This window comes from Terriglobus sp. 2YAB30_2 (assembly GCF_052114765.1).
Taxonomy (GTDB): Bacteria; Acidobacteriota; Terriglobia; order Terriglobales; family Acidobacteriaceae; genus Terriglobus.
Genome location: NZ_JBFRFJ010000003.1, coordinates 303958 through 329511 on the forward strand (window position 1 = coordinate 303958; position 25554 = coordinate 329511).

16 protein-coding genes are annotated in these 25554 nt (G+C 60.3%); 7 read left to right on the forward strand and 9 right to left on the reverse strand.

What is annotated here, in order from left to right; all coding sequences use genetic code 11:
• Positions 1 to 162: 162 nt before the first annotated feature.
• From AB4Y89_RS06610 to AB4Y89_RS06620, 3 genes are all read left to right on the forward strand, one after another.
• The gene (locus AB4Y89_RS06610) at positions 163 to 1965 is read left to right on the forward strand and encodes an ABC-F family ATP-binding cassette domain-containing protein (RefSeq protein WP_442300113.1); all 1803 of its coding nucleotides are present in this window, start codon (positions 163 to 165) and stop codon (positions 1963 to 1965) included.
• Positions 1966 to 1985: 20 nt separating this feature from the next.
• Positions 1986 to 2111: a hypothetical protein gene (locus AB4Y89_RS06615; protein ID WP_442300114.1), complete on the forward strand. Its 126-nt coding sequence runs from the start codon at positions 1986 to 1988 to the stop codon at positions 2109 to 2111.
• Positions 2112 to 2280: 169 nt separating this feature from the next.
• On the forward strand, positions 2281 to 3540 hold the full coding sequence (locus tag AB4Y89_RS06620) for an amidohydrolase family protein (RefSeq protein ID WP_442300115.1): 1260 nt from the start codon (positions 2281 to 2283) through the stop codon (positions 3538 to 3540).
• A gap of 115 nt (positions 3541 to 3655) precedes the next feature.
• Here AB4Y89_RS06620 and AB4Y89_RS06625 read toward each other — a convergent pair whose 3' ends face one another.
• From AB4Y89_RS06625 to AB4Y89_RS06635, 3 genes are all read right to left on the reverse strand, one after another.
• The gene (locus tag AB4Y89_RS06625) at positions 3656 to 3913 is read right to left on the reverse strand and encodes a KH domain-containing protein (protein WP_442300116.1); all 258 of its coding nucleotides are present in this window, start codon (positions 3911 to 3913) and stop codon (positions 3656 to 3658) included.
• A 336-nt stretch (positions 3914 to 4249) separates the two neighbouring features.
• Positions 4250 to 4486 carry a 30S ribosomal protein S16 gene (gene rpsP, locus AB4Y89_RS06630; protein WP_442300117.1) on the reverse strand — a complete coding sequence of 79 codons (237 nt, stop codon included), beginning with the start codon at positions 4484 to 4486 and terminating at the stop codon, positions 4250 to 4252.
• A gap of 143 nt (positions 4487 to 4629) precedes the next feature.
• Complete coding sequence (locus AB4Y89_RS06635) at positions 4630 to 5511, reverse strand: alpha/beta hydrolase (protein WP_442300118.1); 882 nt, start codon at positions 5509 to 5511, stop codon at positions 4630 to 4632.
• 139 nt (positions 5512 to 5650) lie between these two features.
• Between AB4Y89_RS06635 and AB4Y89_RS06640 the strand changes: the two genes are divergently transcribed.
• From AB4Y89_RS06640 to AB4Y89_RS06655, 4 genes are all read left to right on the forward strand, one after another.
• A complete protein-coding gene (locus tag AB4Y89_RS06640; protein WP_442300119.1) occupies positions 5651 to 6361 on the forward strand; it encodes an esterase family protein in 711 nt (236 codons plus the stop codon).
• Between the two features lie 196 nt (positions 6362 to 6557).
• Positions 6558 to 8588, forward strand: coding sequence for a PAS domain S-box protein (locus tag AB4Y89_RS06645; RefSeq protein WP_442300120.1), 2031 nt, complete (start codon positions 6558 to 6560; stop codon positions 8586 to 8588).
• Positions 8585 to 9391: a penicillin-binding transpeptidase domain-containing protein gene (locus AB4Y89_RS06650; RefSeq protein ID WP_442300121.1), complete on the forward strand. Its 807-nt coding sequence runs from the start codon at positions 8585 to 8587 to the stop codon at positions 9389 to 9391. Before AB4Y89_RS06645 ends, AB4Y89_RS06650 begins: the two co-directional genes overlap by 4 nt.
• Positions 9388 to 11061 carry a SpoIID/LytB domain-containing protein gene (locus tag AB4Y89_RS06655; protein WP_442300122.1) on the forward strand — a complete coding sequence of 558 codons (1674 nt, stop codon included), beginning with the start codon at positions 9388 to 9390 and terminating at the stop codon, positions 11059 to 11061. The genes AB4Y89_RS06650 and AB4Y89_RS06655 overlap by 4 nt, the downstream gene beginning before the upstream one ends.
• On the opposite strand, the gene AB4Y89_RS06660 is transcribed toward AB4Y89_RS06655, so the two are convergent.
• The 6 genes from AB4Y89_RS06660 to AB4Y89_RS06685 all read right to left on the reverse strand — a co-directional run bounded on the left by AB4Y89_RS06660 (position 11001) and on the right by AB4Y89_RS06685 (position 25549).
• Positions 11001 to 11759 (reverse strand): hypothetical protein, encoded by a 759-nt coding sequence (locus AB4Y89_RS06660; RefSeq protein ID WP_442300123.1) that lies wholly within the window; start codon positions 11757 to 11759, stop codon positions 11001 to 11003. The two genes, AB4Y89_RS06655 and AB4Y89_RS06660, sit on opposite strands and share 61 nt — an antisense overlap.
• Entirely contained in the window at positions 11756 to 16438 is a 4683-nt protein-coding gene (locus AB4Y89_RS06665) for an alpha-2-macroglobulin family protein (RefSeq protein ID WP_442300124.1), read from the reverse strand. Before AB4Y89_RS06665 ends, AB4Y89_RS06660 begins: the two co-directional genes overlap by 4 nt.
• Positions 16435 to 17442: a DUF1175 family protein gene (locus tag AB4Y89_RS06670; protein WP_442300125.1), complete on the reverse strand. Its 1008-nt coding sequence runs from the start codon at positions 17440 to 17442 to the stop codon at positions 16435 to 16437. The genes AB4Y89_RS06665 and AB4Y89_RS06670 overlap by 4 nt, the downstream gene beginning before the upstream one ends.
• Positions 17443 to 17490: 48 nt before the next feature.
• Positions 17491 to 20349, reverse strand: a complete 2859-nt coding sequence (locus tag AB4Y89_RS06675) for a TonB-dependent receptor (protein WP_442300126.1) — start codon at positions 20347 to 20349, stop codon at positions 17491 to 17493.
• Positions 20350 to 20557: 208 nt separating this feature from the next.
• Positions 20558 to 21037, reverse strand: a complete 480-nt coding sequence (locus AB4Y89_RS06680) for a hypothetical protein (protein WP_442300127.1) — start codon at positions 21035 to 21037, stop codon at positions 20558 to 20560.
• Between the two features lie 51 nt (positions 21038 to 21088).
• A complete protein-coding gene (locus AB4Y89_RS06685) occupies positions 21089 to 25549 on the reverse strand; it encodes a glucoamylase family protein (protein WP_442300128.1) in 4461 nt (1486 codons plus the stop codon).
• Positions 25550 to 25554 lie beyond the last annotated feature (5 nt).

Genomic DNA, 25554 nt, shown 5'->3' on the forward strand with positions numbered 1-25554 from the left:
CTTCCCTTTTACCCCAGCCAGCGAAGCTGGCAGGGCACCCGGTCGCTTTACCCCAGCCAGCGAAGCTGGCCGGGGACCCCGGTCCCTGCGAATGACAAAAAGGGGTCGCGCTGGGGCTCCCCTTAGAGGGGAAAGCTCCTGGGAATTTATCCTAGAGAAGTAATGCCTCCGATTCTGAATGCACGCACCATCAGTAAGGCCTTTGGGGCCTTGCCACTCTTTCGCGATATCTCGTTCACCATCTCGGATGGCGACCGCATCGGCCTGATCGGGCCGAACGGCGCCGGCAAGTCGACGTTGCTCTCGATCCTGGGTGGGCAGCAGGAGCCGGACTCCGGCGAGGTGGCGAGCCGCAAGCGTGCCCGCGTCGCCTATGTGGCCCAGGACTCGGAGTTTGCACCTGGACGCACCGTTCGCCAGGTACTGGAAGATGCCCTCGCCAATGCCCGAGTCTCCGAGGACGAGCACGATGGGCGTCTGCATGAGACGGTGGGCCGAGCCGGATTCCCTTCATTTGATTCCGAGGCCGCTTCCCTCTCCGGAGGCTGGCGCAAGCGCCTTGCCATCGCCGAGGCCACCATTACTCATCCCGATGTGCTGATGCTGGACGAACCGACGAACCACCTGGATCTCGAAGGCATCGAGTGGCTGGAAGACCTGGTGCAGCAGGCGCCCTATGCCGTCGTGACCATCTCGCACGACCGCTACTTCCTGGAAAACGTCGTCACCGACATCATCGAGCTGAACCGCATCTACGCCGAAGGTCTGTTACGCGTGCGCGGATCGTACTCACGCTTTCTGGAAGAGAAGCAGAGCTACCTCGCCTCCCAGTCACGGGAGCAGGAGGCGCTCCGGAACCGCGTCCGCACCGAGATTGACTGGCTGCGCCGCGGTCCTAAGGCACGCACGACCAAGAGCAAAGCGCGCATCGATAAGGCGAATGAACTGATCGGGCAGCTTGCGGACGTGAACTCGCGCACCAACACCCGCACCACCGACATTGATTTCACCGCCTCCGACCGCAAGACCAAGCGGTTGATTGAACTGGAGAACCTCGGTTATGAGATCAGCGGCAAGACCATCTTCCGCGATCTGAGCTTTACCTTCACGGCCGGAACACGCGTGGGGCTGGTCGGCCCTAACGGCAGCGGCAAGACCACCCTGCTGCGTCTGCTGCGGAACGAGATTCAGCCGACCTCAGGCGCCATCAAGCGGGCTGAGTTCCTGCGCACGGTTTACTTCTCCCAGCTTCGCGAGATCGATTCGTCCCTGACGTTGAAACAGGCATTGACACCAGACGGCGGAGACTCCGTCACGTTCAACGGCCGCCAGATCCATGTTGCGAGCTGGGCCAACCGCTTTCTCTTCACCGGTGAACAGCTCAACCAACCGGTGGATCGCCTTTCCGGCGGTGAGCGCGCTCGCGTGCTGATCGCACGGCTGATGCTCGAACCGGCCGACCTGCTGCTTCTGGACGAGCCGACGAATGACCTCGACATTCCGACGCTCGAGATTCTGGAAGAGTCGTTGCTTGAGTTTCCCGGAGCCCTGGTGCTGGTCACTCACGACCGCTATCTTCTCGACCGGGTTTCCACGACCGTGCTTGGCCTGGACGGCGAGGGTGACGCCGCCCAGTTTGCGGATTACAGCCAGTGGGAGGAGTGGAAGAACCGGAAAGAGCAGCCCAGCAGCGCCACTCCCGTCCGCGAAGAGACCGCAACAACCGAAGTCCGCGCGCAGAAGAAAAAGCTCTCTTATCTGGAAGCCCGCGAGTTTGCCACAATCGAGCAGCGTGTGGAGGAGGCAGACGAACGAGTCTCCGCACTGAAAGCGAAGCTGGAAGACCATGCCGTGGCCACCAACGCCAACGAGCTGCAAGCGACGTTGGCGGAGCTGGAGACAGCGCAGACCGAAATGGAAACGCTCTATGCCCGCTGGGCGGAGTTGACCGAGAAGGCCGGCTGACGATGCTATCCTTATAGCAAATGCACTTCAGCCCAGAATTTCATCAGAAGGCGCGCCGCCTTGCATGGCGCATTCTGCTCGTCGCCGCCGTGTTGGTGGTGATGCATCATGGCTACACCTTTGGGCAGTGGCTGCAGAAGCAGTAGCGGATATCCCATACACTGGTTGACTAAAAGCGGTTCGAGCACAGCTCGAATACCCCACTCACGCTTTGCGTGAATGGGCACCCAGAGCATGGGCTACTTGAGATTCGCGGTACACGCCCAGACACTTTTTGCTGGTCAAGACGCCTTCGTGGTTTGAAACTGTCTTCGTATGAAGACGATACTGGCGACGCTTCTTCTTTCCTCTTCCCTTCTTCTCGCACAGCAAAAGCAAACGGTTCTGCATGCGGCCAGGCTGTATGAGGCCGAGACCGGCCGCATCCTTACTCCGGGAGAGATTCTCGTCGAGGGCGACCATATCGCTGCTTCCGGCACGCGTGTCGAGCGTCCAGCGGGGGCGGAGGTGATCGATCTCGGCGATCGAACACTGATGCCCGGCCTCATCGATGCACATACGCATCTGTTTCTTCATCCCGGCGCGGAGGATGCACAGACCTTCGAGGAGTCCGTTCCACGGCGCACGCTGCTGGCCGCCGAAGCCGCAAAACAGGATCTGCTTGCCGGCTTCACCGCGGAGCGCGATATGGGAACCGAAGGTGCAGGTTCAGCCGACTCCGCCGTCCGCAATGCCATCAACAGCGGCCTGATTCCGGGGCCACGCATGCGCGTCTCCGGCAACGCCATCTCCATCACTGGCGGCCATGAAGACGCGGTCCACTACAACCCGGAGCTGCACGTTCCCTCAAACGCGACCTATGCCGATACGGCGGACGACCTGGTGCGGGTGATCCGCCAGCAGCTCAAGGAGGGCGCGGACTTCATCAAGATCTACGCCACGGGAAGCGACCGGCTGCGCGATGGAGTCTTCTCGTCTCCATATCAGTACACGGAGGATCAGCTCAAGACGGCAGTCGACGAGGCTCGCCGCCAGGGAGCAACTATCGGCGTGCACTGCAGCACCGATCCGGCGGCGCTGTTTGCCGTACGCGCTGGAGTCGTCTCGATCGACCACGCCGATCAACTCGCGCCGGAGACCATGCGGCTGATGCGCGAGAAACAGATCTACGCCGTGCCGACCTTTGCCATCAGCGAGTACTTCGAGCAGCACGCGTCAACTCCAGCGGCCGCCGCCAGCCGCCATGCCGGGAACCAGTTCCACATCGCGGAGTTCAAGAAGCAGATGGCGGCAGGGGTTCCCTTCGCCGTCGGCTCAGACGTCGGCCCGTTCCCCCATGGCACGCAGGCGCGCGAGATGGTGCTCATGGCCGAGTATGGGATGAAGCCCGCCGAGGTGTTGCAGGCGGACTATGTCCATGGCGCCCGGCTTCTGGGCTGGGAGGGCCGGATAGGCACACTTCGACCGGGAGCATGGGCCGACGTTATCGCCGTACCAGGCAATCCGTTGGACGATATCTCCGCATTGACCCGAGTCGCCTTCGTCATGAAGAACGGACAGGTCTATAAGCGCTGACAATTATCAGCGCCGCGGAAGGAAGGCAAACCAGACATCGCAAATTGAGACGAAAAAGCGGCGTGCGCACACGCACGCCGCTTCCTGTTATTGGAACAGGACTTGAGCTTGTGGGTTATTCCACTTCGCCTTCATCCTCATCTTCCTCGACGATATCCAGTGCGAACCGATGCTGGAGTTTCATGCTGGCGGCACCGAGGATGGTACGTAACGATCTTGCCGTCCGTCCTTGTTTGCCGATCACTTTACCAACGTCTCCAACCGCGACTCGGAGCTGGAGTACTGTTGCTCCGTCGTCTTCCAAGGTATCGACAACTACTTCGTCCGGTTTATCGACCAACGCGCGGGCGATCTCCAGAACGAGGTTCCGCATACTTTCTACTGGGCCTGAAGGCTCCGATTGCACAGCCTGACTCATCACACACACCTCTTGGGAGTAAAACGCCTCCTGAACTCTTCACAGCGGCTCTTGTCCCTCTTTTGGGATCTTTCGAGCACACTGCTACTTGCAGAGTCCCGGCAGCGATACGAACCAGCCGAGTGGGTTAATACACGGCCAGCCCGCTGTTGCCAGATCACTTCCGTCTGGAAGGGAACTGTTGCGAGAAGTTTACGTGAGCAGGCCGCCAAACGAACAAGCGAAATGGTGCGAATGTTTTGCTTTTAGGCACCGGAGACCTCGTTACTTTAGGCCACCGGCAAAAGTAACCTAAGCCGCAACGGGGGTCTTCGCAAAAAGCTTCGCGACGATCTCAGACATCTGGGCGCCTTTGCTGGTCCAGTAGTCGATGCGCTCGCGGTTCAGGTTGACCGAGGCAGGATTAGTACGGGGGTTGTACGTGCCCACTACTTCCACGGAACGGCCATTGCGGGCGCGGTCCTTCTCGATCACAACAACACGGTAGTAGGGCTGCTTGCGCGCACCAAAACGCGCGAGACGAATCATCAGCACAGGAATTCCTCAATCTCTCTTCTTGATTTGGGCAGGCCGGCTGTGCCGGTCGCGGGCCCACGCGGGAGCTACAGGGCCATGGCCCGTCATTCCCAACATCTAAGTATCTCGCAACTCGCCTCCGCGACGCAATGGCATCAGGCGGGAAAGAGAAAGCGCAGCACATCGCCCAGACGGGCGGCCCAGGCCTCCTCCGAATGGGTGCCGGCCGGTTCCTCCAGGTATCGCAGGTGCGTCCCATCCCAGCCCTTACGGCGAAGCAGGGCTGCCATGGCTGCGGTATTGCGAACGTGGCGCCCGCCCTCGAGCAGACCTATGTCCAACCAGATGCGCGGCTTAGGCTCCGGGCTGAGCCTCTCCACGTCGTCAAAGATGCTGCGGCGAGTCCACCAGAGCGAGGGGGATAATACCGCCAGACGGCCAAAGATTCCGGGGAAATGGAACCCGGTCCAGAGGGAGATGAGCCCTCCGAGCGAGGATCCCCCAAGCCCTGTGTGTTCCGTTTCAGGAAGGGTTCGGTACCGGCTGTCGACGAAAGGTTTCAGCTCTTCCACGAGAAAACGTGCGTAATTTTCCCCTTCTCCGCCACCTAACTGGGGGTCGGAGGAGGGCGTGTACTCGGTGATGCGGCGAACTCCGGCGTGAAAGATCCCGACCAAGATCAGCGACTCTATCTTGCCGGCAGCGGCCAACCGGTCGGCGGTGTAGTGTGCCCGCCAGGTCTGTCCGGGGATATGCGAGGTCCGCGGATCGATGAGGTTCTGGCCGTCATGGAGGTACAAGGTGGCGAACCGCCTCTCCGGCTGCTCAAAGTATTGCGGTGGAAGATACACGAAGATCTCCCGGTCGCCGGGCAGGTGCCGGGAGCGAAAGCCTGCATAGCGGTGAAGGCGCGGTGTTCGATCAAGCGCTGCTGTCTCTTCTTTGAATTGGTCCTCTGGCGGATACGGCGCGACGATAGTAAAACTCCCGAATAGAGCATTTTCCCTGCAGGTGTAGTGTAGGGCTTCGGCATCCATGGGCGTTTTCCGCAATGAAAACGCCACTGCACGACACTGCCGGGATACCCAGCAACAGGAAAATGCTCTGACGACAGGAGTTTGATGACACACCCTGAGGTTAGGATGGCTTCAGCCTAGGAGAGCGGAGAGGGCCCTTATGAATCGGGAATATCACAAATGGTTCTCGCCTGAGTTAGGACGCGAGATGGAGTTGTTGATCTTCGGTCATGGAGGCATGCCGGCAATTATCTTCCCAACCTCCCAGGGTCGCTTTTACGAGTTTGAAGACCGCGGCATGGTGGAAGCTGTCCACCGAAAGGTCCACCACGGACAGTTGCAGCTCTTCTGTGTAGACTCAGTCGATGCCGAAAGCTGGTATAACCGCGGTGCCCCTGCACATTGGCGTGTTGCACGGCATCTGCAGTATGAGCAATACATCCTGAAGGAGGTGCGGGCTCTGGTGCGCCAGAAGAATCATGCCCCGCAACTGGCGCTGGCCGGTTGCAGCTTCGGCGGATTTCACGCGGTCAGCATGGCCTTGCGGCACCCGGATGTCTTCACCGGTACGTTGTCGATGAGCGGCGCCTTCGATCTCACAGCCTTCCTGCATGGCTATTACGATCAGGATGTCTATCTGCTCTTCCCCAATCATTTTCTTCCAAACCTGCATGATCCCTGGTACCTGGATCGCTACCGGAAGAACGTCTATGTTCTGGCAACTGGCGTCCATGACCAGTGCTGGGACCAGAATGAAAAGCTCGCGGCCATCATGCGGCAGAAAGAAATTCCGGTAAGGCTCGATGTCTGGGGCGACAACACGGGCCATGACTGGCCATCGTGGCAACGCATGGCCGCTGAATATTTTTGAGGGGAATTGAAGCATTTTTCCTGTTGCTGGGTATCCCGAGAGGAGCGTGCAGCGGCGTTTTCATTGAGGAAAACGCCCATAGATGTAAAAGCCCTGCATTACACCTACAGGAAAAATGCTCTAGCCTGAGAATTTCCCTGCGTGTTTCTGATTTGCCTTACGGAAGGGTGCGTATCATCGTTCAACGAATATATCCATGACCCAGCCGGCCCCCTCCATTCCGACTTCTCACCGCCGCGCCCGTTTCCTTGACCGGCTGGATGCTGCGGTGGCTTCGCTCACCGATGCTGGAGAGGTGACGCGGATAGCCTGTAGCATGCTGCGCGACGATCTTCGGGCATCGCGTTGTATCTATGCAGAGCTGAACCAGCAGGACCATGAGTTATCTTCGTTCGGAGAAGATCAGGAGCACTTCACATTTCCTGCTCCCGCAATCCGGCCGCGCGAGTTCTCAGAAGCAGCAATGACCTCGTTGCGCGCGGGTCTGACCTTCGTGATCGAAAACACCGAGACCGATCCACGAGTAGCCCCGTCGCGAGAGTCCTATCGACAGGCGGAGGTGCAGGCGCTGGTGTGCGTCCCTGTGCCGAAAAACCAACCTCTGGCTGCTGCGCTGGCTGTCCATAGCCAGCAAGCACGGCACTGGACTTCCCAGGAGATTGATCTCATCGAACAGGTCGCGGCCCGGTGCTGGGAGTCGACGGTTCATCTGGCCACGTTGCAGGAGCTGCGAGAGAGCGAAGAGAACCTGCGATTAGCCATGGAAGCGGCGAACTTCGGATACTATGCCTACGAGCTTGGCGCGCCGCACATCAAGATCTCACATCGGTTCGCACGGATCTTTGGCTACGATCAAACTCCGGAAGACTGGACCTTCGATCGCTGGGTCGAACATCTGCACCCGGAGGACCGGGATGGGATTCTGGACGTTGTACAAACCTCAGAGCTGCACAACAGCAGCATCGAATATGAATCGCGCATCTTTCCCGCTGGGGTCGAGCGTGTAGAAGGAAATGTGCGATGGGTCTGGCTGCGCGCTCGCTATTCCCACCGTGAAAGCGGCCGCCGCTATCGCTTTGGAGTTATCGCTGACATCACGGAACGCAAACAGGCCGAGGCCGCGCTGGAAGCAAGCCGGCGCGAGGCATACCGGCAATGGACCGAACTGGAAGCCATCTATCAGACTGCGCCCATCGGATTGTCTCTCTATTCAGCGGATGAGTTTCGCTATCTGCGGGTGAACGATGTACAGACAGGCGTGATCGGCCTGCCGCAGGAACAGATCATCGGCCGTCCCTTTCGCGAGATTGCGCCCGATCTATGGCCGGCGTGTGAGCCGATTCTGCGCAGAGTGGCCGCGGGCGAGACCATTCGCAATGTCATGCTGGAAGGCGAGCTCTCCACACGTCCTGGACTGCATCGCTACTGGACGGTGAGTTACATGCCGGTGCGGGGCGAAGACGGTGTCGTGCGAGCTGTTGGCGCGGTCATCATGGAGACCACAGCTCAGAAGCGAGCGGAGCAGGCGTTGATCCAGAGCGAGAAGCTGGCTGCTGTAGGCAGGCTCGCGAGCTCCATCTCGCACGAGATCAACAACCCGCTGGAAGCGATTACCAACCTGCTCTATCTTGCGCAGCATACCGAAGGCCTGCCGCAGGAGGCAGCCGATGCCCTGACACTGGCGGAAAAGGAACTGATGCGGGTTTCGCAGATTGCCTCGCAGACGCTACGGTTTCATCGCCAGGCCACAAAGCCGACCTGGGTTACGGCAGTAGATCTGCTTAAGCCGGTTGTGGCTCTCTATCAGGGCAGGCTCACGAACTCCAACCTTCGTCTGGTGGAAGAGCATGACAGCGCGGAGCCGGTGCAGTGTTTCGAGAACGATATCCGGCAGGTTCTAAATAACCTGATCGGCAATGCCATCGATGCAATGAAAAGCGGCGGTGGCCGGGTTCTGATCCGCAGCCGTGAAGCGACCGACTGGAAGACGGGTCGCAGAGGTCTGCGCATCACGGTGGCCGATAGCGGCAGCGGCATGTCAGAGACGACACGCAGGAGTATCTTCACGGCCTTCTACACCACTAAGGAAATCAACGGCACCGGACTGGGCCTCTGGATCTCCTTCGGCATCGTCGGTAAGCATGAAGGCGTGCTTCGGTTCTATTCCAGTGATCGTCCAGGCCACAGCGGCACGGTCTTCTCGCTCTTCCTGCCGCGATACAGATGATGCGAGGTCGATCATCAGCACTCGCCATCTTCCTGCTTTCCGCAGCCGCACTACGGGCCGAGACGGCGAGTGTGGCGCTGCACAATGCCCTGTCCAGCACGCAGGCCTCCGCCGTCGTGCTGGACGCCGTCTCCGGAAAGATACTCGCGCAGGAAGGCCTACCAAGGCGAGGTACTCCGGGTTCCACCATGAAGCCATTTGTGCTGAACTATGCCCTGCAACACGGGCTCGTGCAGCCGCAGACCCAGGTGTACTGCCGCCGCGATCTGCATATCGGGGGTCGCAGTGTGCCTTGCACGCATCCGGCGGATGAACCGCTCTTCGATGCAGAGAATGCCCTGGCTGAGTCCTGCAACACCTGGTTTGCGGCTCTGGCAAGGCGGATGCCTGCCGACGACGTCGAACAGGCTATTGCCACGACGGCGCTGCCACATGAGAACCTGCGCGGCGCGGGTGTCGATCAGCGACAGCTTGCGGTGCTGGGTCTTTGGGGCAGTTCAGCGTCGCCACTGGAACTCGCTCGGGCTTACCGTTCCCTGCTCCAGAGATTGCCTCAGGGCGGCGTTGTCGAACGCGGGCTGCAGGCATCGGTAGAACGCGGCATGGCGAACCCGGCGGCAACCAGAGGAATGACCATTCTGGGTAAAACTGGTACCGCTCGCAATCCCGGCGAAAGCTGGACACACGGATGGTTCGCCGGCGTGGTTCCCGAACGCTGGATCGTCGTCATCTACATTCCGCGGGGTGATGGCGGCACGGCAGCAAGGCTGGCTCACCGATTCTTTGAGGAGACGGCACGTTGAAAGCAGTCTGGTTGCTGACGCTTCTTCCGGCACTGGCTATGGCGCAAAGCGATGGCGGGGGCCGCGATGTCACCGTCGCTATGTTCGCCACGCACGCAGTCCGTGCTGTGACACTGGCAGCCGCCGGTGAGGGCGCATGGACAGCAACCTGTGCCGCCTGTGTCCATCGTCCCCTCACCACACCAGTCCGTTTCACAAAGGCGGAGATCTTTGCCGGGGGCCCCGTCCGCGTCACCGACGATGCTTCCAAAGAGACCCGCAATGCAACCGGTTTGTGGCATCTGCGCGCTACTACCAACGGGATAGATATCGTCCTCTCGCTTCCGAGTGAACGCTACGTTGCTGCCGTGGTTGCTGCGGAGGGTTCTCCCAGCGAGAAACCACAAGCGCTGGAGGCCCTGGCGATCGCGGCTCGCACCTATGCTCTGAACGGCAGGCACTGGAAGCCGAGAGCCGGACATCTGCCGGCAGAGCTATGCGATAGTACGCAGTGCCAGGCGATGCGCCTGGGCCGCATCTCCGCAAGCATCGAGACAGCCGTACGTTCCAGCACAGGCGAAACCATGTGGTTCCATGGGCGCAGAGCTGAGGTCTTCTTCAGCCAGCACTGCGGCGGCGAGACCGAGGCCGCAGGCGCCGTATGGCCAACCCTTCGCACTGCGAAATATCTTGCGGCGCATCCCGATACCTTCTGCATCCGCCGTGACAAAGCCGCCTGGCATACGGAAGTCCCCACAGCTCAGCTCATGGAGATCGCACACGCAGAGGGCTGGAAGGTCCCGGCCCAGCTCGCGGATCTGCGTGTGACCCAACGCAGCCCTTCTCATCGTGTGCTCAAACTCGATCTCGTCGACCAGGACGGCACACGCTTCTCTGTCGCCGCCAGTTCACTGCGGCTGGCGATTGGACGGGCACTCGGATGGAACCGAGTCCGCAGCGATCTGTACGACGTTGCCGTACGAAATGACGTCGTGGTCTTTGATGGACACGGCCACGGGCATGGCGTTGGCCTATGCCAGGCGGGCGCGAGCGAGATGGCGGCTCAAGGAAAGTCCGCCCGCGAAATCGTCGAGTACTACTTCACCGGAGTCTCCGTGGGCGTTACACCGAATGATGCCGGCTGGCAGCAAAGCTCCAATGGTCCGCTGCGGATACGATCCGTTGGCAACGACGCTGCGTATCAAGCAGCCATTCAACATGCCTGGGCTGAGGCAGCCAAACGCTTCCCCATGCAGAAGACGCTGACGCCTGAGATCGTCGCCGCACCGTCGGTAGAGATCTTCCGCCAGATGACCGCTTCTCCCGGCTGGCTGCTGGCCGCGACGCGTGGGAACATCGTGGTCCTGCAGCCATGGAGCATCCTCCGCAACCAGGTAGACAGCGTGCTGCTGCACGAGTTCCTGCATCTGTGTGTCGAGTCAGAGGCTGGCGACAAAGCTCCGCTCTGGCTGCGTGAGGGCCTGGTGGAGTATCTGACCGGCGGCACGCAGAGCGGCGAGACGATGCAGGCTGCAGCTCTGGAAACAGCACTGCGCAATCCCTCCACACAGCACGAGAGCCAGCAGGCCCACGCAGCGGCTGCAGCGAAGGTGCGCGCGCTGATCGGCCGCTATGGAATCACTTCCGTGCGCGGCTGGCTGGCCTCCGGCGTGCCGTCCGGCATCGCCTGAGTCTGCGCCAGAATCGCCAGTAACAGCGAGATCACTGCGCCATCAAGAAGTACAACAAAACCGAGGCGCACTATCAGGCTGAAGAGCTCTACACCGAGGCCGTGACCCGGAGTCCATTCCATCATGATGCCGGTTACGGTTGTCGCCAATATGCAGAGCAGCACCAGGGAGATCCACCAGGTGATGCTGACGAGAGTGCGCAGTATGGCGCGCGGACGGCCGATGATCACCGCATAACTGGCAGCAGCCAGGATACCGGCTGCGATCCATGTCAACAGAGACCACAACCAGCCGAACCACTGGTAGATGTGGTTGTAGGTAAAGAAGCTCCGCAGACCGTGCGGGAAGCGTGAGTTCAGATAGCTGGCCCGCTGCGAGTCGCCCGCGTGCAACGATGTGATCCACTGCGAGAGCAGGCACCACAGCAGCACAGCGACGAGGATAGAGGCGGCGCCGATCAACAGGCGTCTGCGCGTACGCTCTTCGTGCGCCAGCCAGAGTGCGATCCACGACTGTCCTCCGGTTGCGATGGCTACGAGCAGCAGACCCAGAACAAATGAGGCCGCTACCTGCAGCGCGCTGGCGTCCGGCAGGCGCAACCACAACGTCACGAGCAGGCAGGCCGTGACACCCAGTGCGATTTGGAGCAGGAGCAGCTTCAGGGTGAAGCGACGCAGTGCGCCGCGCAACAGGCTCATTGCGGACCTCCGGTGGATGGCTGCGGCACCTCAAGCCGCAGGGCGTCGCTGGTCGCCGAGACATTGGGCTGATACATCGCCTCAACGTGTGCCGGGCTGATCTGGAAGACTCCGGGATTGACGACACGGATGAGATAGAAGATCTCCTGCCGCCCATTGAATTCCGTTGAGAAGAAGGCCGCCCGGTCATCGTGGAACTCACTGCGGGTGTACCAGGAGTACCAGCCACCCGGCCGCTGCTCGATCGGATAGCTATCCTCATTGCGGATGAACTCTGTCCCCGCGGGGATGGGATCTTCCAACATGAGGTAGCGCATAGGAGCTCCTCCGATGGCCTCGTGTACTGCGAGCACATCGCCCACCTGCGCTGTGCCTGAGAGCAGCGCCAGCGTATAGACCACCTTTCCGTCCTTCTGCACGGGTTGCAGTTTGAAGTAGTCGCGTGTCAGATTCAGGGTCATGCCGCCGGCCTGGTAGTCCTTCTTCTCGGTGGAGAAGTAGCGTCCGCGTACCGACCAGTAAAGCCGTCCACCGCCCTTGCGAATGATCTGCAGGTTGTTGGCGTTGGGCGCCAACTGGGCAGCATCGATGGTGAGCGAGAGCGTGTTGCCGGTGAGCGACTCTCCGGATTTGAAGGTGCGTTGTGCGATCGATTTGCCGTTCAGCAGGACCTCCACCGAAGAGTCGGCACTAAGCTCGTGGGAGACTGCGAGGTAATCCACCAGGCCGAAGAGAGCAGTAGCGGTCTGCTCGGTGGAATCCCACCATCCGCCGCTGTTCCGCGCCAGCATCAGCCACTGTGCCGCATTCGGCAGCATGGCATCGTTTGCGTCGACCTTGGCAAGCAACCGCAGGACATAGGCCGTTGCTTCCGTGTCATTCGGATATTCGGTATCGAGCGTGGGGACGTAGCTGCTCTTCCAGAAGACCAGCTCGCCCTGATGCTGGGCCTTGGACTTCAGCAGCGCCGCGATCTCGCCTGCACGCTTATCGCCGGCCTGCAACATCGCCAGGCCCGTCATTGCCAAGGGCTCAGCATCCAGGTCCTTGCGGCGGCTGTACTGCGTGTCGAACGCCTCGCCGAGCTGTTTGTCGCCGGCCATGGCCAGCGCATAGACAACGGCAGCGCGAAGCTCCGGACGCATTCGCGGATGCTGCTGAAGCTGCTGCTTCAGATACTGCCGTCCGCGCCCCATCATCGAGTGCTGCTCCGGCGTCAGCGGCGTAAATTCCGCTCCCGCACCCAGACCGGCGACCACATACGAGGTCATATGGACGCGGCTCTCATCTTCCTTCCACCAGCCCCAACCGCCATCGTCGTGCTGATAGTCCTGCAGGCGTTCCAGACCGGCGTTCATCTTGGCCCGCAGATCGGCAGGATCGATTACGGAAGGCACCTTCAGCCTGGCCAGCGTCTCGGCCACGATGACGTTGGGCAGATAACTGGACATCGTCTGTTCGGTGCAGCCGTAGGGATAACTGGTCAGGTAATCGAGCGCCGAGAAGAGCGAGCCGGCGATCGTTGGGCTGACGTCAATGCGGATGGAGTGTGCGGCTGCATCGGTATTAGCCGGGAAGTTGATGGGCACATTTGCTATGCCTCCCGTCAGAACGCCGCTCGGCGCGATGCTGCGAGCAACACCTGCCGGTTCGACCGGGAAGGTGATCTCCAGAGCGTCCGACTCAGCATCGGTGATGGCCGTTGCGGTAAGCTTCGCCGTTCCCACATGCGAGGCACGCAGACGCCATAGCGCCGTTGCCTCACCCTTACTGGGGATGATGATCTTCTGCTGGTTGCCGATCACGGTATCGACGCCATCCACGGCGAGGGAGATGGTCGCTTCCTTTGCTGTGTCGAGATAGTTGTGAACGATGACCGGCAGGGTGAGCTCATCCCCTTTGAGCAGGAAGCGCGGATTGCCCATCCGCACCAGGACATTCTTGCGCACCAGGACGCGGCTGATGGTGGAGCCTGCCTTCGAGTCCGTGGTAATGGCTCGCGCGGTCGCACGCCACGTCGTCAGCGAGTCTGGGAAGGTGAGATTCAACGTTGCGTGGCCGCCGGCGTCGGTATGGATACTGGGCTGCCAGAAGGCGGTATCCGGAAATGCCTTGCGGACGCGGGGTTTCTGCTCATTGCCGGGTTTGACCTGCGCCAGTTGCGGACGATACCGGTTCGACCGCATGGCCAGCATGGGTGACTTGCTGCCGGCGGAGCCGCTGAAGTAGAAGTCCAACGAGGAGTCGGTCTGCGCCTCCGCATACCGCTGCGGATAGAGAGCCCTCACCATATCGCCGCTGCTATCGGGATAGAGCGAATAGATTGCCTCGTCAACGACACCAACGCTAACGTCGGCGCTGACGGGCTTACCGGCGAAGTCACGCGTGGTGATCTGGTAGCTAGCTTGCTGTTGCGGCTGGAAGACGTCTTTTGACGGCGTCACCTCCACCTGCAACTGCTGCTGGGCAGGAGGCACCTTCAGCATCTTGCTGGCCTGGTAGAGCGTGCTGTTCTTGATAAACAGAGCGCTGACGTTCACATTCGGCTGTGACTCCGCGGTGATCGGCAGATCGAAGGAGAGCGTTGTTCCGTCAGCATGCAGCAACTGGCGGCGAAGCAGCGTATCGCCTTCGACGAGTACCAGGGCGTAGAAGCCGGGCTGGTCAGAGACCAGGCTGAGATGAGCCGTATCGGCGGGAGCATAGCTCTTCTTATCGGCGATGAGCTGCGTCGTCGAGGAGCTCTCACCCCATCCTGCCTGTCCTGCGCCGAGCACCCAGATCGAAGTGGTATCCACCGGCCCGCGAGTGCCTGGCTGTACCGGAGTTGCGGTCGCAACCAGTTGGGTCGACGTGAAGTTCGGTTCATTCACCGTCACCTGGCCGGTACCCTGACCACCGGCATCGGTCGTGATGTCGACTGCCGGGCCATCGATGACCTGCGGGTCGCGGCCATACTTTCGGTACCTGAGCTGAACGTGCACCTTCGCTGCAACCGGGTGATTGTCGTAGTCCACGGCGGTTACGCGGAAGCGGGCGGCTTCGCCGTTGTGGACGGCATAACTGATGGGCTCGATATTGATGCGGAAGGTGCCATAGGTCGCCAGGAAACGGCCGCGCCCGGTGATCTCGCGATTGGCTGCGTCGGTGACGCCGGCCTCGACCGTGTAGTCGTAGTCGCCGAAGTTCTTTTCATCGACGATGGTAGGGACCTGGATGGTCAGCAGACCATTAGCATCGAGTTTGCCGGTCTTTTCACTCTCTTCATCGCCGGCATAGCCGCTGGAATCTTCGCCGCTGTACTCGCTGGGAGATTCGTCGCTCTCCTCTTCCCCGCCCCACCAGTAATGCCGCTCGTGATAGATGCGGTACTTTACTTTGGCATTGGCAACGGGCTCGCCGAAGAAGTAGCGCGAATCGATGGTTACCGGCATCGTTGCACCTTCAAGCACGCGGCGCTGAGCTGAGGTGACAGTCACGCGATACTCTGGCTTGCGGTACTCCTCGACGTGGAAGCTGGCGAAGAGCCCGCCTGGTGGGTCACCGACACGGACGGTGTAGTAACCGAGCGCGGCATCGCGCGGAAGGTCGATCTCGCCTGAGAGTGTGCCGGTGGGCGACAACGTCATCTGGCGATCGAAGATGGCCTTATCAGTCGCATCGGAGATAGTGACATGGATATTGCCCTGTTTCGGCGCCGTAAGCAGGTTATTCGCGTGCTCACGGACAATCGCCTTCCAGTGCACCGTATGTGTCGGCCGGTAGACCGGCCGCTCGGTGTAGACATAGCCCACGTACTTTTTCTCAGAGTTGTAGGTCAGGGCCCATGTGCTCGGCGTGGAGACGGCAATGTCCTTTTCTTTGGATGCGACCACCCAGAGGGCATCTTCACGGGCATGGTCGACGGGCATCGGCAACCGCGCGACGCCGTTCGCGTCAGTACTGGCGGAAGCAACCGCCCTCTGTCCAAAGCCGGCATCGATCTTCACGCCTTCGAGCGGCTTCCCGCTGATGCGGTCTGTGGCATAGGCAAGCACGGCCCCGTTGCTGGTGCGCGTGACCAGCGCCATGGGAGTGACCATCACCAGTGTGTAGGCCTTTAGATGGCCGTCCGTCGCCTCCAACAGGTAAAGGCCCGCGTCCAGCTTCTGCTGGATGGGGAGATCGTTGTTATCGGAGACGTAGGTTGCGGGCACAACCTGTCGCCACCGGGCAACAAGCTGGCGCTGATTGAGGATGGGGATCTGCGCAAACTCGGCCTCGTTGATGATGCGGCTGCGGCGGGAGAGCGATGTCTGTTTGGCGCGCATAGAGTGGCGGGCTTCGCGCGAAAACTGGTACCGGAAGAAGTCACGGATGCGCTGCCAGAGCTGGGCCTTCCAGTCATGGAACTTTTCCAGCCAGGTCCGCTCATCGATGTGTTCGGAGCCATACGAGTAATCAGAGCCGAAGGAGTGCAGCTCCTTCAGGTTCTCGACAAACTTGACCGGATCATCGACGCGATAGATGCGGAACTCCAGCGAGTCCACATCGTGGGTATAGAGATGGATCGTCGGCTTGTCACCCGGAGCGAAGGTCTTGCTTGTGCTCAGGTTGAAACTTTGCGCGCGTGCGGATGGGTTTGAGGTGAGGACGAGGGCGGCGAGGAGAGCGAAGAGAGCGAGGCCACGCGGTCTCATTGAGGGTCCTCTCGGAGGATAGACCAACGATACACGCCGAGGAAGTTGGTATTGTGTGAAACCGGTCTCCAACGGGGATCGGGATGTTCCAGAAGATCTTCCAGTGCGACACGACGGATCTCCCCTGGCCCTGAGCCGATGGGGCCAGTGTGATATACTACCCAGTCTCGCTTGCTGCCGGTCACGATCATCGAATGGTAAGGAGAGTTCTGTTCCAGTTGCCGGAAAAAGAGCAGGTCTCCCTCGCGGGCGGCGCGAAGATCACGGGAGACGAAGAACGTATTGCGCTGCCATAGCGTCTTTGCGTCGGCAAACTGGGCGAAGCTGTCGTTGGTCAGGTCGACCGGGGAATACTTCCCATCGCGCACACGGAAGAGATTCGCTCCCAGAGGCGTAAGTGGATAGACGTACTGGCTGACAGAGCTGGAAGGTAAGGCGAACTCGATCGGCAGCGTTTCCTGCCAGGCCTCGTTGTGGGCGTGTAGGGCTCCCCGGTAGCACCAGCGCAACAGAGCGGCGCAGTCGTTGATCTCAGCCGGAAGCTTCTGCGGCGGGGTCGCCGCCGCCAGATCGGCGAGAGACGAGAACCAGCGCCGGAAGGCGGCGCGGTCGGCAGAGCTGTGCAGGCGGAGATACTCAGGCGTGCCATCGCCGAAGAGGTCGGTTGCGTCCGACGTGAAGTCCAGCGGGATGCTCAGGAGCCTGGGACCGTAGGTGACCTGCAGCCACCTATGGCCGGGCAGAACCGGCGATTGCACCAGGACGGAACCGTCCTCCAGCACTCGCGTGGCAACAACATTGGGCAGGCTGCTGATCTGGAGTTCGGCAGTTCCTTTTCGAACAAGGTGCGCAAGGCGATGCTCACGACCATCCGCCGGAAAGATGCGCTGCACCTGCGTCAGCCGGATGCCCGGACGTCCACGGACAAGCCAGACAACAGCGGTGCCCACAAGGAGTGGCACGATGACGAGAAGAAGAATTCGGCCCTGCGTTGCTCGGCTCACGGGTTTCGAGAGTGAGCATAACAGGGCCGACAAGGTTTGATGAGGATGTTAGAAACTAATTCGGGCCGCGAGCTGGATGCTGCGCGGATCTCCTACGCCGTTGGCTGCACCAAAGGTTGAGCTGGAAGTTGTGGGATAGGCTCCCGTTCCCCAGGTTCCGTTGGGCAGCATGTCGTTACGGTGGTTCAGCAGGTTGAAGGCCTCCGCGATCCCTTCCAGATGGACTCGATCCGTTAGAGCAATCGTCCGGTTTAGCCGTGCATTCATTCCGAAGAAGTCAAACCCGACGCCGGTGTTCCGGCCAATCACCGCCCCGGCAAGACCCTCCGTGCAGGGATTTGTCGCCGACAATGAATAGCCACCGGTGCAGGGACGCTGCGTCGTCTGCTGCTTCGTCTGTCCGCCGGTCACGATATTGAACGGCAGCCGTGAGTAGTACTGCAGCACTCCGCCGAACTGCCACCCGTGTGTGAGATGTCCCATCACTGTACTCGTGTGTGAGGTTGGCGAGTGAACACTGAAGTCAAAGACCAGGCGGTGACGCTGATCGTCATCGGAACGGCCTCGATCGACATTGAGATCGAAGTTATTGATCGGCGAGGAGAAGAAGAACTCGCTGATATTGTTGATGGCTTTCGACCAGGTATACGAGACCCGCGCTGAACCCCATGAAACCGGCCGCTGCACCAGCGAGACCGCGAAGCCGTCGTAATACGAATCGAACAACGAATCGTAGTAGCGAACGTTGCCGCGCGAGTTATCTGGCCGCGTGCCGTCGAGATTGATATTACGATTGACGGACGAAAGCAGGTGCAGGCCGCGTGTGTGTTGATAACTAAGTCCCAGAGTCGTTGCGCGAGCCAGTTGCTGCTCCAGGCCCAGGCTCATCTGCTGGGCATAGGCGTTCTGAATCCCAGGGCGCATTAGCGTGTAGCTGATCTTCGCGGCAGGATTCGGTGTCGTTGAGACGTTCGGGAACGATGGTGCGCCTACGTCTCCCGGAACATAGGTGTACTGCAGTAGGCGACCCTGCGTCGGGTCCTGCGTATTGTTGGCTGACAGCAGCGCATTCGCCAACGCGCGCAGTGGAACGCGGTCATAGAAGAGGCCATAGCTGCCCCGCACCACGGTACGGCGATCAGCAAACGGTGACCACGCAAAGCCGATGCGAGGGGAAAGATTATTCGTATCCGTATTCACCGTTTTCAGGAATTGCAGATCGTAGCGCAGACCGGCATTGATGGTCAGCGATGGAAGCGCCCTCCACTCGTCCTGCACGTAGAAGCCGACGTTGGGATTGTTCTGAGTGATGTATGGCGTGCCGAAGTTCTGCGCGTAGCTGGAGTATCCGGTGGTGCTGGACAGAAACGACGTCAACGATGGGAAGGAATAGTTTCCCGCAATCGACATCGGGAAGGTAATGGTGTCTCGGTTGAAAAGGAAATCCACACCAGTCTTCACCGTATGGGCTCCACGCTGCATCACCAGGTTGTCGACCACCTCATACAGATAGTTCAGGCGGGCCGTGGGCGAAGAAGAAAACCGTCCGAAGCTGGCGACTCCGCTGATGGTGATCGCCGGGCTGTTCTGTGTATTCGACGGAGCGTCCAGGCTGTCGTAGGTGAACTGTCCCCGGGTCTCGTTGAAGGTGCGCGGGGAAAGCGTCGCGATATTACTCGCTGCAATCGTGTGATTGGTGTCGCGTACAGCGGTTCCATAACTAACGTCTGCCAATGCTCCGGCCCCGCGAGCGTTGACGCTGTTCAGCCGATAGTAGCTGTAACGCAGCGTGAGTTGGTCTTTGTCACTGAAGCGATGGTCGCCGCGCACGAAGAGATTGTCGGAGTGCACTGTCGTGGGATAGAGGGTAGTCGCGCCGGTTCCTACAGATAGGCGAGGTCCGGTGAAGCCGAGTGCATTCAGGCGATTGTTGATCGCCGTGGCGTTCGTGGGCGAGATGGTCACGATGCCGTTCGTATTCAGTCGCCGTCCTTCATAGTTGCCGAAGAGAAAGCTGCGGTCACGCCGCAGAGGCCCGCCGAGGCTTACACCGTACTGCCCCTGCGTCAGCGGCAGCGTGGTGCGCGAGAGTGGATTCTGCGCGTTGAGCCGCTGATTTCGCAGAAACCCATAGGCCGTGCCATGCAGGTCATTGGTCCCGCTGCGTGTGACGATATTGAAGTAGCCGCCCATGGCCCGGCCGAACTCGGCCTGGCCACCTGAAGTGACCACCTGGAACTCCCGCACTGCATCCATGCCATACGAATTACCGGCAAGACCGGCGGCATCGTCGTTGGCGGAGAGACCATCCACCACGAAGCTGTTGGAGAAGTTCCGCTGGCTGTTGATGGAGTAACCCTGACCGATGACTGGAGAGGTCTCGGCAAAGGTCTGGGTGCTATTGGTATTGGTTGGGCTTACGCCCGGAGCCAGAAGCGCAAGGTCAAGGTAGTTGCGGCCGTTGTAGGGCAGTTCGGTCACCTCGGCCTGATGCACTGTTTCCGAGATCTGGCTGCGGTTGGCTTCGAGGGGCAGCGCCGTTCCGCCTACGACCTCCACGGTGACGTTTTGCCCGGCAAGCGTTGCTTGCAGCGCAAGGTCGAGAGCAGACCCGACCCCGAGTTGCACTCTGAGACTGGTTGCTTGAAATCCTCTCGGCTGGGCGGTAAAGACATATTCTCCGATAGGGAGAAAGGGCAGACGGAAGCGGCCGCGCTCATCGGTCGTGGTTGTGTAGTTCTGATTGGTTGCAATGGAACGAGCAGCGACGGGAGCTTGAGCAATGAGCGCCCCCGAGGGGTCGAGGACGCGGCCGGTAACGGAGGCGCTGGTCAGCGTCTCCTGGGCGTAGATGACTGAGGTGACAAACAGGGACAGGGCAGCAAGGGCCGCTCTCCGGGTAAACATGCTTTCCTCCAAACGGATGGGCTGCCGCGGAGCGCTCTGTGCAAAAGCAGTAAGGCGCGCCATACAACGACAGCAGGGACGTTCTTGAACCGTTGGAGCGTTTTTCCTGTAGGTGTAGAGTAGGGCTTCCGCATCTATGGGCGTTTTCCGCGATGAAAACGCCGCTGCATGCCCCTACGAGATACCCAGCAACAGGAAAATGCTCTGGCTAGGAGAAAAGGACCGGCGGACCGCGCTCAGAATCGGAGAGGGTATGCAGCGCTAACTGCTGCGAAAGAGGCCGGGCATAGATGTGGTCTCGCGAGGGGCGGACCGGAGGAAGACTGGCGAAGAATGGAAGCGATGCGATCGGCTGCGCCGGAGCATCGATCGATGCCGGGCAGTAAGGGCACTTCTCCGCCGGTGTAGCGACATGCGAATGGTGCGGCACTGCGTCCTGACTGGCTGCTTCTTCCCTGGCCATCTCGGCCATAGCTGCACTCGTCGCCTTGTCCATCGTTCCCGCTTGCCCCATCGTTCCCGCCATCATGCCCATGGAGCAGCGGTGTTTGCCGTGCCGTCGGCAGCACGGCGGCAGGTGCGCATCATCGTCCTGCATGGCGGCCAGCAGAGGCGTGGCCAGCGGCAGGGCAAAGGCGACCAGCAGCAGAATGGAGAAGAGTTTCCTCAATCCCCTTGATTGCACCACTCTATCGCGCCATGTGCAAGCGATTCGGCGAAAGCCGGGCGGTATTCGACGTCAGGCGACGGCCTTCACCGGAGCCGTGGGAAGCTGTGGTTGCGTACGCTGAAGCTCCCGCAGGGCCGGTTTGCTGAGTGGACGCTCGTGCAGCAGCAGCTCCGCGGCACGCACCTTGGCGTTCGCGTGGAACCAGTGCTGGAAGACGTTGTCGCAAAGCAGGTTCGTCACGGCGAGCAGGCACATACCCTGGTGGTGAGCCATCCAGCTCCGTACCAGTTCCGGTTTGTGATGCAACCGGTAGTCGGCAGCCTCATAGAATCCGTAATCACCGACCCAGCCCATCTGTGCCATCCACCGCAGGTTGGCAATCGCATGCTTGCGGATAAACGGCAGCGTCAGGAACGTGGAATAGGGCGAGATAACCGGTCCATCTTCGGCTCCATACTTCAGCGCGAGGTCCGGAATGCCCCACGCCTGGTACTGATAGCGTCCGTCGGGATCGCGTGTCGCCATGCCGCTCTCCGAGATGCCCCATGGCATGCCTTTGACGTGATGTTGCTGGATGGCGATGGCAGCCTCCATCGATCGCGTGATCAGCGTATCGGGATAGTGGCGCATCCACAGCGCAGGCATCAGGTACTCAAACATCGTGCCCGTCCAGGAGAGCAAAGCAGCCCGGCCGTTCACGATGACATGGGAGCGGCCCAGACGGAACCACGCCCGCTGCGGGATATCGCCCTTGGCGATGGCCAGGAAGGTGGCAATACGCGCCTCGGAGGCGACAAGGTCATAGCAGGCCGGGAAGAGCTCCTTCTGTGCTCCGTCGTATCCAATGGAGAGAAGCTGGCGCTGCGGCTCAAGCATGAAGTCGAAGCGCATCGCGTTGGCATGCCAACCGCTGAGATTGGCGATGTGCTGCACCTCATGCACCAGAGCGACAAGCGATTCCATCGCCGTTGGCATCAGGATCCGCAGCTCGATCGCCAGTTCGCGATCCGCGCCGGTCGCAGCATTGGCCAGATGCATCAGGCGCTCGTCGAGCGAACGCACGTAGTCCACGGCGTTCTGCAGCGCGGGGACAATCTCGTTCTCTGGATCGGCAAAGACCGTCAGATGAAATAGYGACTCGAACTTCGGCAACAGCCAGGGGGTATAACGCTCGACGTAGTCGATGAGCTGCTTGCGGCGCCGCTCTGCCTCCGCCAGCACCCACTCTCCCTGGGCTTCGATGCTGGGCAGCTCGACCAGCCAGCGAATGCTGTCACGCAGCGCCGTGACGGACTGAGACGGTGGGAACCCTTCGTGACCCATCATCTTGCGGATCGCGGAGAACGTTGTCTGGGTGAGGAGCGGCTGCTTCAGAATGTCCTGCACACCGCCGGTAAGGGCATAAAGACTAGCCGCGAGGTTACCGCTATCCACGGAAGAGATGGTGAATGGTGGAATCGCCTGCAATGTGGGGATGTTGATCCAGTTATAGATATGACCGTTTACCTTCTCCAGGCGGTCATAGGTGGCCATGGTGCCTAACGTGGCTCGAGTGAACTCGGGCACCGTAAGGAAGCCTAGCTGCAGGGCCGCCTGGCGGGCGTTGAAGAGCATGCCCAGATTCGTGGGCGAAAGCGTGCGTGTCTGGTGCAGATTCTCTTCCGTGACGTTGTCGGGAATCAGCCACTGATTCCGCTCGTCCCCAAACTCTGCATAGTATCGCCAGGTAAGCAGTGCCTGGCGCTCCAGGAACTCGCGATCCTCTGCCGACAGGGGAGCATCCAGCTTGCGCGGCGGCGAATTGAGCCAGCCGGTGATCGCCGAGGTGAGTGCCCATAGGACGAGGATGGGACCGACTGTGAAGAGATCTTTCCAGTGATGCAACGCGATGACGACACCGATGGCGAAGGCAATGGCGGGAGAGATCTGCAGGTAGATATCCAGCGAGCTCCGCGTACGCGTGGCCTCCGCCTGCGCGGCGGTCTCCCACTCCAGCAGTTTTCGCCCGGTGAGGAAGCGCCGCACCAGCGAACGCATAATGGCATCGATGGAGAGAAATGCGTGATGGGGCAGAAACGCGAGATTGAGGAGATGGAATCCGAGTGAGGCCCAGAAGCCGCGGAAACTCTCGATCACAGCCTCAGAGTTGCGGCGTGCCACGGCACGGCCGATATTGAAGGCAAGCTGCACAAAGACCGGGAAGAGCAGCAGCATCAGCGTGACGAAGGTCCAGTATCGAGCGCCTCCAGGCAGGAAGAGCCAGCCGCAGATCAGAAGGATAAATGTAATGGGCTCCACCAGGCTGCGGCGCAGATTATCGAAGATCTTCCACTGCGAGATCATGCTGATGGGGTTTTCGACCATCCGGCCTGACTCATCCGGAACGCGACTGAAAAGCCATTGCAGGATCTGCCAGTCACCGCGCACCCAGCGATGCTTGCGGCGTGTATGCGCCGAATAGTGCGACGGATAGTCGTCGATGACCTCAATGTCTGTCACCAGGCCGGCGCGAACATAAGCTCCCTCGATCAGATCGTGAGAGAGCAACATATTCCGCGGGAAGCGGCGATCCAGCACTTCGTGCAGCACTGACGCCTCATAGATGCCTTTACCGGTGAAGCTGCCCTCGCCGAAGACGTCCTGGTAGACATCACTTACAGCCCGTGTGTAGATATCGAAGCCGGTCTCGCCGGAGTAGAGGGATGCAAGCCGCGAACGCGAGGCGGATTTAACACTGACGCCTACACGAGGCTGCAGAATCCCGTAACCGCGCGTAACGATCCTGCGACGCGGATCGATGATGGCCTGATTCAGCGGATGCGAGATGGTTCCGATCAACCGTGCGGCCGTGTTACGTGGAAGTTGGGTATCGGAATCGAGCGTGATGATGTAGCGTACGCGCTTCAGCACACTGACCGGACCCGCCTTTACCGGGAAGCTGTCGAACTCGCTTCGCAGCAGTTTGTTCAGATCCAGCAGTTTTCCACGCTTACGCTCCCATCCCATCCACACGCCCTGGCGGGCATTGAAGACGCGATGCCGGTGCAACAGCAGGAAGCTGCCGCCTTTATCCTTCGCATAGCGTGCGTTCAACTGGTCGGTCATGCGCACAGCAAGATCTACAAGCTCATTGCGGTCTTCCATGCGCGGACGAACCTCAGAGTCTGGCAGATCGGTCAGCAGACCGAAATACAGATTCGGATCGGTGTTCGAGAGATAGCGCGCCTCAAGCTCATCAAAGAGATCGCGGATCTGCTCCTCGTTCAGCAGAAGCGTCGGTACCACGATGAAGGTCGCAGCATCATCCGGGATGCCTTTGGTGTAGTCCAGTTTCGGCAGAGCACGCGGCCGGATAAAGGCAGTGATTGTGTTGTTGACCAGGTCGCTGGCGCCCTGCGTCGCCGGCAACAGGGCAAGCAGCAGGGTTCCCATCACCGCCAGAAACGCATGGTTCGGCACCAGAGGAACGATGAAGGCCGCGATCGACAGCACAGAAACAACGAAGATGCTGAGGATATAAGCCTCTTCGCGGTTGGATGCCAGAGCGGCCCGCATACGACCGACCAACGTCGGGTGATAGCCGATGCGATTTTCCAGCTCCGGAAAGCCTTCTTCAAAGAGGTAGTAGCCCACGTGCGCAATGCGCCGGGCCAAACGCTGATCGGCCGGAGGGTTGATCTCTGCCCGACGGGCAAGGTCGAGTGCAATATGCGCTACCTGCAACTCGCTGCAGTCGGAACGGCATGCCAGGGCGGCAACACGTTGCAGGTATCCCGAGCGCGTCTCCTCATCCATCGCCAGAAAGACACCGTAGGGATCCCGCGCAAGCACGGGATAGAACGCCACCAACTCCGGCGTGAGCAACGACCACTCAAACTGCTGCAGACGCCTCAGCGAGTGAAGCGGCGCGGAGAAGGGCGAGTCCTCGATCGGGGGCATGGCGGAGGTAAACGCCTCAGCGGCGCGGTCGAGAAGGAACTCCACCTGCGCAAGCCTCAGAAAGAATGGCAGTGCAATGGTCTCGTGCAACAGCAGGGGGTCTTCGGTTTGAATAACCGAGACAAAGACGAGGAGCGATTCGGGCGACCAGATGCCTCCTGCCGCGTCGAGGTACTCTTCGGCGATGCGCATGGCGCGGGGGAGCGCTCTATCTCCGGGAACGGTAACGCGCGGAAGCCGGCGCACATTCTTTTTGCTGCTTTCCGCCTCGGTAAGCACCGCCTGCAGCATGCGTGAGCTCTCCAGAAGCTCCAGTGGAGGCGTGAGCTTACGGAGATCGACAACCGCCTCGCACTGGCGCAGAGTCTCGCTCAACCGTGCCGTCACACGTTCAAGCCGCACTCCCAGGTCGTCCGGTGCATCCTTAGGATCCCGTTTCACCGGCTGCCACGCGGCCAGGAGCGACTGTGCGCGTTGACGCAATACCTCGTCGCTGACGAAAGGCTTCTCCGGCAGCCCTTCGGTCTCAAAGACCGGAGCCGTGAGAAGCAGGTGCTCGAGTTCTGTATGGCCCTGAACTTCTGTCATCATCCTTC